Source organism: Desulfurellaceae bacterium (genome assembly GCA_021296095.1).
In the GTDB taxonomy this organism is placed as follows: Bacteria; Desulfobacterota; Binatia; order Bin18; family Bin18; genus JAAXHF01.
The window spans coordinates 12,845-20,146 of the sequence record JAGWBB010000111.1; the positions used below are offsets into that span (position 1 = coordinate 12,845).

Sequence of the window (7,302 nt, forward strand, 5' to 3'; positions counted from 1 at the left end):
AACCCCGCATACCGCGCGACCATGATCGAACAAGCCCTGGCCGATCCGCCGCCGATCGATTTTGGTCAGATCTTCGTGCTGTCCGACACCGAAGCCCGCTACGACCATCAGGCCCAGGACAGCCTCCAGGCCCACGCCGAGCGGCTCGGCGTCAGCCCGGCCGAGGCGTTCATTCAGCTGTCCGTCGAGCGGGACGGCAAGGCACTGTTCAACTATCCCTTTTTGAACCCCCGTTTTGATGCTGTGCGGACGATGCTGGATCATCCCCACGTGGTAATCGGCCTGGGCGACTCCGGCGCCCACTGTGGGCAGATCATGGACTCCAGCCTGCCGACCTATTTTCTCAAACACTGGGTTCAGGAGCGCGGGCATTTCACGGTCGAGCAGGCCATTCGGAAACTGACCGCCGACCCGGCCGAGCTGTTCGGGATTCAAGACCGAGGGGTGATTCGCCCGGGCGCATATGCCGATCTGAACGTCATTGATTACGACAAGCTGCACCTGCCGCCGCCGACCTTTGTGTATGACTTCCCGGCCGGTGCCGGTCGTTATATCCAGCAGTCGTCCGGCTACAAAAACACGCTGGTCAACGGGCAGGTCTTCATGGAGGGCCTGGAGCACGCCGGCGCCCTGGCCGGCCGGGTGCTGCGCAGCGCCTAGCTCAACCAAGCCCGAGCCTCGTGCCGGGATGAAAAAGCCTATGAATGAAGCCGCGGTCCGACTCCATATCGAACTATTGGACGAAGGCGGCTTTCTCGCCACGAGCCCCGATGTTCCAGGCCTGGTTGCGGAAGGACGCAGCGTCACTGAGGCCGTCGAGATTGCACAGGGCCTCGCGCGCAAGATTGCAGAGTCGTGCATTGAGCACGGTGACCCGCTTCCTCGCGCGTTGGCGGCTCTCCCGGATAGCAAGGTCGAAATTGATCTGCTGGTACCCGTCAGCGTGCCGTAATGGGACGGCTCTCCGGGTTCACATATCGAGACGTTGCTCGGCGCCTCCGACATTTCGGCTATACGTTCGACCGTCCGGGGCCGGGCAGCCATGAAGTGTGGCGTCATGCGCGGACCGGTCGGAAAGTGACCCTCCCTCGTCACTCCAGAGATATGGCGGAAGGAACGCTTCGCGCCATTCTTCGAGAGGCCAGAATCGGCGTTGATGACTTTCTCGCGGACCGTTAGGGACTTGGATGACTGGAGGGTCTGGAGCACACCAGCGCCGGACCCGGGCGCTGGCACGTCCTCGCCTTGCACAAGCCAGGCCAGGACGCTATGAGAAAGGCCCATCGCAGCAAGTACGAAGAGGAGGATAAGATATGGGTCACAAGCAGCCAATCCGCAGCCTGGCATATGCAATCGTCCTGGGTGTCGCCCTGGCCGGAATGAGCCTCATCGCCCCAGGCGTGGTCGCCGCTCAGGACGGCTATCCCGAGGGCTATAGTCCGTCGGAGCCGGCCGATGAGGGAGGCACCAACGTGTTAGCGCGTTTTGCGGCCGTCACTACCTATATGAACGATAAACTCGAAGCGGCCGGCGGCAACGACTCGCCCGTGTGCTACCGCAACTGTATGACCGTCCCGATTAATGACATCCTCGACTGTCTGGAAAAAAACAACACCTACGAGACCAGCGAGTCGTGCGAGCTGGACGCAGCCGGTAAAATGGCGGCCTGCGATCCCCAGTGCCAATGAATCGACGATAAGATATATCGCCCCTGTTGTAGCCGGCGTCTCAGCTGAAATGGGGCATCACGTCCCGGGCGAAGCGCTCCATTGAGCGGAGCGTATCCTGATGGCTGAAGTGGCCGAAGTTGAAGTACAGAATGACCTCTTCAATCCCGGCCGCTTCGCACTTCTTGAGGGTCGCAATACACGCCTCGGGATCGCCGGTAACAATGCTGCGTTCCCCGACCTGCTCGGGCTGCATACTCTGCAAGCGTTCGACAATATCGGCAAAATAGGCAATATGCGGCGGCGCGCTGTCGCGGTCGGCGGGAAAGGCCGGCAGCACCGATTTGAGATAGCGCAGCAGGCGCGCCTTGGTCTGGAGCGCCTCGGCCGGGCTATCGACCACATTGACAAAATAGGAGCACTTGGCCCGCGCCTCGCTGTGGCCGGCCTCGGCGGCCAGCCCTTTGTAGGTCTGGACGGCTTCGCCAACGCTGCCGAACATCATGGCTGCGGCAAAGGGGGCGAACAGCGTATGGAAGCCCTTGTCGGCCGCCATCTCGACGGTCGGGCGGCTGAAACACGCCACATAGATGGGCGGATGGGGGTGCTGGACGGGCCGCGGCAGGCAGGTCACCGGCTCCGGCAGGTCATAAAACCGTCCGTGGTAGGTAAATTCTTCCTGGGTCCAGGCGATACGGAGCAGATCCAGGCCCTCGGCAAAGCGGTCGCGGCTTTCCTCGAACGGGATGGCCAGGGCGTCGTACTCGCGCTTGTCATACCCCCGGCCGGCTGAAAACACGGTCCGGCCCTGGCTCAGCAGGTCCAGCAGGGCAAAGTCTTCGGCCACCCGCAGGGGATGGTGGCAGGGCAGCAGCACGGTCGCCGGGGCCAGTTTGATGCGGCTGGTCTGGGCCGCCAGATGCGACAAAAAGACGGCCGGGGCGGGCAGGCAGCCAAACAGGCCAAAATGGTGTTCCGGGACCCAGGCCGACTCATAGCCGAGTTCTTCGGCAACTTGGCACTCGCGCAGCACCTCGCGCAGGAACTGGTTGGAATTGCGCCGGTCGGCGCCATAGGCGGGCGGATTATCGGTCAGGGTGAAATAGCCGAATTTCATGCCGTTTCAATCCTCGCCCGACCCGAAGGCCGGGCGCTACGAAAAGGGGCAACCCCACCGGTTGCCCCACCAGAATCAGCCGCCCTGCTGCTGTTTTTGCAGCGCCTCCAGAGCGGCGCCCTGCTCGCCCAGCACCCGTTTGGTGGATTCCCGGTCTTGAATTTTGCCCCACCAGGCGGCCAGCTTCGGCCGTCCCTCAATCGCCGGCTTTTGGCCGAAGGCGGGCAGAAAGGTGTTCATGAAGAAGATCGTCGGTGTCAGCGCGGCGTCGGCCAAGCTGAAATCAGCACCGGCCGCCCAGCCCTCGCCCGATAACTGCGACTCAAGATGGTCGAGACGGCTCTGAATTTCGACCATTTTTTCGTCAATGAAACTCTGCTCCAGGTCTTGGCCGAACAGCTTCGGAAAGCAGGCCCGCAGCGGCGGATCGAGGTACAGGTCGTGCAGGCGGGTGAAACTGCGCACCTTGGCCCTCGCCTCCGGGTCATTCGGCAGCAAGGGCTTTTCCGGGAACTTGTCTTCAAAATACTCGTTGATGAGTTCGGATTCGGCAATGATCTGGCTACCGGTATCCAGCGCCGGGACCTTGCCCAGGGGGTTGATCTGCTTGTACTCGTCCGAACCCATCCCGCCGGGCGGTTCGGTCAGCTCGATATCCAGCCCTTTTTCATAGGCAGCGATACGGCATTTCGAGGCGAAATTACTGAGCGGTATGCTGTAGAGCTTCATACTTCCTCCTGTGTCAAAAATGTATCCATACAGACCGCAGGCCGACACCGAAACTATCCTGAACCGTCCCCCGGAAGTCAAGTACGAACAGCTTGCGATTGTCCGAAAAGGGGTGATAGGACAGGCGCACGATGTCTGCTGCGCTCATGCTCTTCGCCTGTTTCCTGGTGTGGGAGACCTGTGTCCCGCCTGCGGCTGCGGCGCGTATCACCCACATTGAGATCAACCGGATTGAATCGCCGACCTTCGCGGGCCGGGCGTTTGGCACGGTCGGCCAGTACGAGAAAATCGTAGGCCGGGCGTTTGGCGCGGTCGATCCCGAAGCGGCGGCAAATGCCGGTATTGTGAACCTCGACCTGGCCGCCACAGATAGCGCCGGGCGAGTTGCCTATGGCACCGACTTCGTCATTCTCCGTCCGCGCGATCCGACCAAAGGCAATCACACCCTCTTCTATGGCGTACTCAACCGCGGCAATAGGATTGATCTGGTCCTGCTCAACGACGTGCCCTACGGCTCGCCGACCAAAAAGGGGAACGATGATGACCACTCCATCGAGAAGAGATCATCGTTCCCCTTTACCGCAGCCGATGCCGGCAACGGCTTTCTCATGCGCCACGGCTATACGCTTGTCTGGAGCGGCTGGCAGGCGCGCGGCAAAGCCGGGGCTCAGTGCTGTGTCCCGGACACACCGGAAGTGATGGGCGCCGACCTCCCGGTCGCGCTGGAGAACGGCAGGCCGCTCAGCGGCCCTGTCCGTGACCTGTTTGTCGGTCGCCAGCAGACCGAGCCGCAGACCGCCAGCCTGAGCTATCCGGTGCTCGCGCCGGACCCGCGCCTGATGCGGCTCAGCGTCCGGGCCAGGGCGCGTGGCGAGCAGCCGCAGCCCATCCCGGCCTGCGCCCAGTCCGGCCAGGCGGAACGGTGCTGGCGGTTTGTCGATGAGCAGACGGTTCGTTTACACCCCGGGTTTGAGTCAGGCTTGCTGTATGAATTCGCCTACACCGGCAAAAATCCACCCGTCCTGGGCCTGGGATTTGCGGTGACCCGTGATGTGGTGTCGTTTCTGCGCTATGAAACGGCCGATGAGCGGGGGACGGCCAATCCGCTGCGGCTGAATGCCCACGACACCGGTATCCACAAAGCTCTGGGCTTCGGCATTTCGCAGGCGGGCCGCTATCTCCAGGAGCACGTCTGGGCCGGTTTTAATCAGGACGAGCACGAGCGCAGCGTGTTTGACGGATTGATCGCCGACATCGGCGGCGCGGGCAAGACCTTCAGTAACTTTCCCTTTGGCCAGCCGGGCCGAACCCAGGGCGGTCACCAGGACTTCGGGTTTGCGGAAAACTGGTTTCCGTTCGCCTATGGCACACAGCACGATCCGCTGACCGGAAAACAGGACGGCATACTGCGCGCCGGCAGCGGCAAACCCGGCGACGGCTTCGACCCGCTGATCATGGTCACCAATACCGCCAGCGAATACTGGCGCAAGAGCGCCTCCCTGCTGCACACCGATAGCCATGGGAACGACGTGCCCATCCCCGATACGGTGCGGCTCTACTTCTTTGCCAGCAGCCAGCATTTCGCCCTGCATCCCACCCCCATCACCACCTCCCTGGGACGGCGGCTGGCCAAGGGGCCGTGTACCCAGGAGCACAACCCGGCCTTTCGCGGGCCGGTCATGCGAGCCCTGGTGCTGGCCCTGCACCGCTGGGTCTACGATGGCGCCTCACCGCCGGCCAGCCGGATTCCCACCCGCCAGGCTGGCACGCTGGTCTCGGCCCAGGACAGTGCTGCCGGCTTTCCGTCCATCCCGGGAGCGATACACATTGGCGACCTCAATCCGACCCTGGTCACGCATACCGCCGGAGACCAGACCCGCTACACCAGCCTGGTTCCCAAGACCGACGCCGACGGCAACGATCTGGCCGGAATCCGCCTGCCCGATATCGCCGCTCCGCTCGGCACCGCTACCGGCTGGGCGCTCCGGGCCGATGTGCCGGGCGCCATGTGCGGCAACTGGGGACAGTTCATCCCCTTTGCCCGGACCAAAGCCGAACGCGAGGCGAGCGGCGACCCGCGTTTGTCTCTGGCCGAACGCTATCCGAGCAGGGCGGCCTACGTCGATGCCATCCGGCGGTCTGTTGTCGCGCTGCAAGATCAGGGTTTGCTCTTGGCAGACGATGCTGCGGCGTATATTGCTGATGCTGAGCGCACGGCGCCTATTCCAGACTGAGACGAAACGGAGACTGGTGTGGAGTTTGGTTTATTCTCCCTGTTTGACTTCTTCCCTGATCGCCAGAACGAGGCCCAGTACTACCGCGACACGCTCGACATCGCCATTGCGGCCGAGCAGCTCGGTTTCGACTCGGTGTGGTTTGGCGAGGAGCACTTTTATGCCTTCGGGATCTGTCCCAGCCCCCAGCTGTTTCTGACCGCGCTGGCCCGGGAAACGTCCCGCATCCGTCTGGGCACCTCCATCAGCCTGCTGCCGTTTGACAACCCGCTGCGCAAAGCCGAAGACTTTGCCATGCTCGATATCCTGAGTGACGGGCGGCTGAATTTTGGGGTAGGCCGCGGCATTATTCAGAAGCACTTTGAGGGATTTGGGGTCAAGATGCGGGAGAGCCGGGCGCGCTATGAGGAGTCGCTGGAGATTATCCGGCGGGCCTGGACCCAGGACCCGGTCGAATACCAGGGCGAGTTCTGGCAGGTTCCGTCTCTGTCGCTGAGCCCCAAGCCGGTCCAGAAACCCCACCCGCCGATCTACCGGGGCACGATCAGTCCCGAGTCCTACGAGAGTGCCGCCATTGCCGGCGACAACGCGTTTGTCGTACCGTGGCTGACCGGCCCGCACCCCAAGGTCAGACAGCGCGTTGAGCGCTACCGGAGCCTGCTCACCGAGCACGGCCATGGCCAAAAACGGATGACGTTTATCTTCTGGCTGCTCGTCGATCCCGACCACAACGTGGCCGTTCGTGAGGGCCGTGAGGCGGTTCGCGCCTATACCAATCTGTTCACCTCATTCGTGCCGCCCGAACTGATGAATCGGATGAAAGATGACGACCCGTTCAAAGCCTTTCTGCAATTCATTCGGGCCATGCCCGACCAGCTCGAAGAGCGGGCCGTGGTCGGCACTCCGGCAGAGTGTCGGCGGCGTCTGGCCGAGCTGAACGACGAGTTCGGGCTGGATCAGGTCGCGTTTTATTTTCACGCCGGCGGCCAGGATATCCCGCGTGTCAAGCGGAGATTGGAACTGTTTGCCAAGGAAGTGATGCCGGAGTTCACGTGAGGACAAACCACGTGAGGATAAACAAGGAGGACTGACATGCTACTCAAGGACAAAATCGCGATCGTCACCGGGATCGGGACCGGGATGGGGAAGGCGATCGCGCTGCGCTACGCCAGGGAAGGCGCCCACGTGGTGGGGGCCGAGATTGACGAGGCCAGCGGCCAGCAGACCGCCGCCGAGGTCAGCGCCCACGACCGCCGCGGCCTGTTCGTCAAGACCGATATGGGCCGGCTGGCCGATATCAAGGCCATGGTCGCCAAAGCCGTGGACACCTTCGGGCAGATTGACATTCTGGTCAACAATGCCGGGGTGACCCGCAGTCTGGGCTTTTTTGACGTGACCGAAGAGGACTGGGACTGGATCCATGCGGTCAACGCCAAGGGGGTGTTTTTCTGCATGCAGGAGGTGGCCCGCGAGATGGCCAAACGCAACGCGGGCCGCATCGTCAATATCGCCTCGATTGCCGGCAAGGGCTTTCGCGGCACCTCGAACATCTCGT

The 7,302-nt window shown here is 62.5% G+C and carries 9 protein-coding genes; 7 read left to right on the top strand and 2 right to left on the bottom strand.

Annotation, left to right across the window (positions count from 1 at the left end; translation table 11 throughout):
* The 4 genes from J4F42_19785 to J4F42_19800 form a co-directional block, all read left to right on the top strand.
* Nucleotides 1–660: amidohydrolase family protein (locus J4F42_19785; GenBank protein MCE2487760.1), on the top strand; the 660-nt coding region annotated here is incomplete at its 5' end.
* Between the two features lie 40 nt (nucleotides 661–700).
* Entirely contained in the window at nucleotides 701–952 is a 252-nt protein-coding gene (locus tag J4F42_19790) for a type II toxin-antitoxin system HicB family antitoxin (GenBank protein ID MCE2487761.1), read from the top strand.
* Nucleotides 952–1,179, top strand: a complete 228-nt coding sequence (locus tag J4F42_19795) for a type II toxin-antitoxin system HicA family toxin (GenBank protein MCE2487762.1) — start codon at nucleotides 952–954, stop codon at nucleotides 1,177–1,179. Before J4F42_19790 ends, J4F42_19795 begins: the two co-directional genes overlap by 1 nt.
* Before the next feature lie 134 nt (nucleotides 1,180–1,313).
* Nucleotides 1,314–1,688, top strand: coding sequence for a hypothetical protein (locus tag J4F42_19800; protein ID MCE2487763.1), 375 nt, complete (start codon nucleotides 1,314–1,316; stop codon nucleotides 1,686–1,688).
* Nucleotides 1,689–1,728: 40 nt separating this feature from the next.
* On the opposite strand, the gene J4F42_19805 is transcribed toward J4F42_19800, so the two are convergent.
* On the bottom strand, nucleotides 1,729–2,784 hold the full coding sequence (locus J4F42_19805; GenBank protein ID MCE2487764.1) for an LLM class flavin-dependent oxidoreductase: 1,056 nt from the start codon (nucleotides 2,782–2,784) through the stop codon (nucleotides 1,729–1,731).
* Between the two features lie 75 nt (nucleotides 2,785–2,859).
* A complete protein-coding gene (locus J4F42_19810) occupies nucleotides 2,860–3,513 on the bottom strand; it encodes a glutathione S-transferase family protein (protein ID MCE2487765.1) in 654 nt (217 codons plus the stop codon).
* 131 nt (nucleotides 3,514–3,644) lie between these two features.
* Between J4F42_19810 and J4F42_19815 the strand changes: the two genes are divergently transcribed.
* From J4F42_19815 to J4F42_19825, 3 genes are all read left to right on the top strand, one after another.
* On the top strand, nucleotides 3,645–5,747 hold the full coding sequence (locus J4F42_19815) for a hypothetical protein (GenBank protein MCE2487766.1): 2,103 nt from the start codon (nucleotides 3,645–3,647) through the stop codon (nucleotides 5,745–5,747).
* 18 nt (nucleotides 5,748–5,765) lie between these two features.
* The gene (locus J4F42_19820) at nucleotides 5,766–6,803 is read left to right on the top strand and encodes an LLM class flavin-dependent oxidoreductase (GenBank protein ID MCE2487767.1); all 1,038 of its coding nucleotides are present in this window, start codon (nucleotides 5,766–5,768) and stop codon (nucleotides 6,801–6,803) included.
* 36 nt (nucleotides 6,804–6,839) lie between these two features.
* Nucleotides 6,840–7,302, top strand: a 463-nt coding sequence (locus tag J4F42_19825; protein ID MCE2487768.1) for an SDR family NAD(P)-dependent oxidoreductase, incomplete at its 3' end; no start/stop codon positions are given.

Coding starts and splice junctions, on each gene's coding strand:
- J4F42_19790 (MCE2487761.1), top strand. CDS start 701: ATGAATGAAGCCGCGGTCCGACTCCATATCGAACTATTGGACGAAGGC.
- J4F42_19815 (MCE2487766.1), top strand. CDS start 3,645: ATGTCTGCTGCGCTCATGCTCTTCGCCTGTTTCCTGGTGTGGGAGACC.
- J4F42_19805 (MCE2487764.1), bottom strand. CDS start 2,784: ATGAAATTCGGCTATTTCACCCTGACCGATAATCCGCCCGCCTATGGC.
- J4F42_19810 (MCE2487765.1), bottom strand. CDS start 3,513: ATGAAGCTCTACAGCATACCGCTCAGTAATTTCGCCTCGAAATGCCGT.
- J4F42_19800 (MCE2487763.1), top strand. CDS start 1,314: ATGGGTCACAAGCAGCCAATCCGCAGCCTGGCATATGCAATCGTCCTG.
- J4F42_19795 (MCE2487762.1), top strand. CDS start 952: ATGGGACGGCTCTCCGGGTTCACATATCGAGACGTTGCTCGGCGCCTC.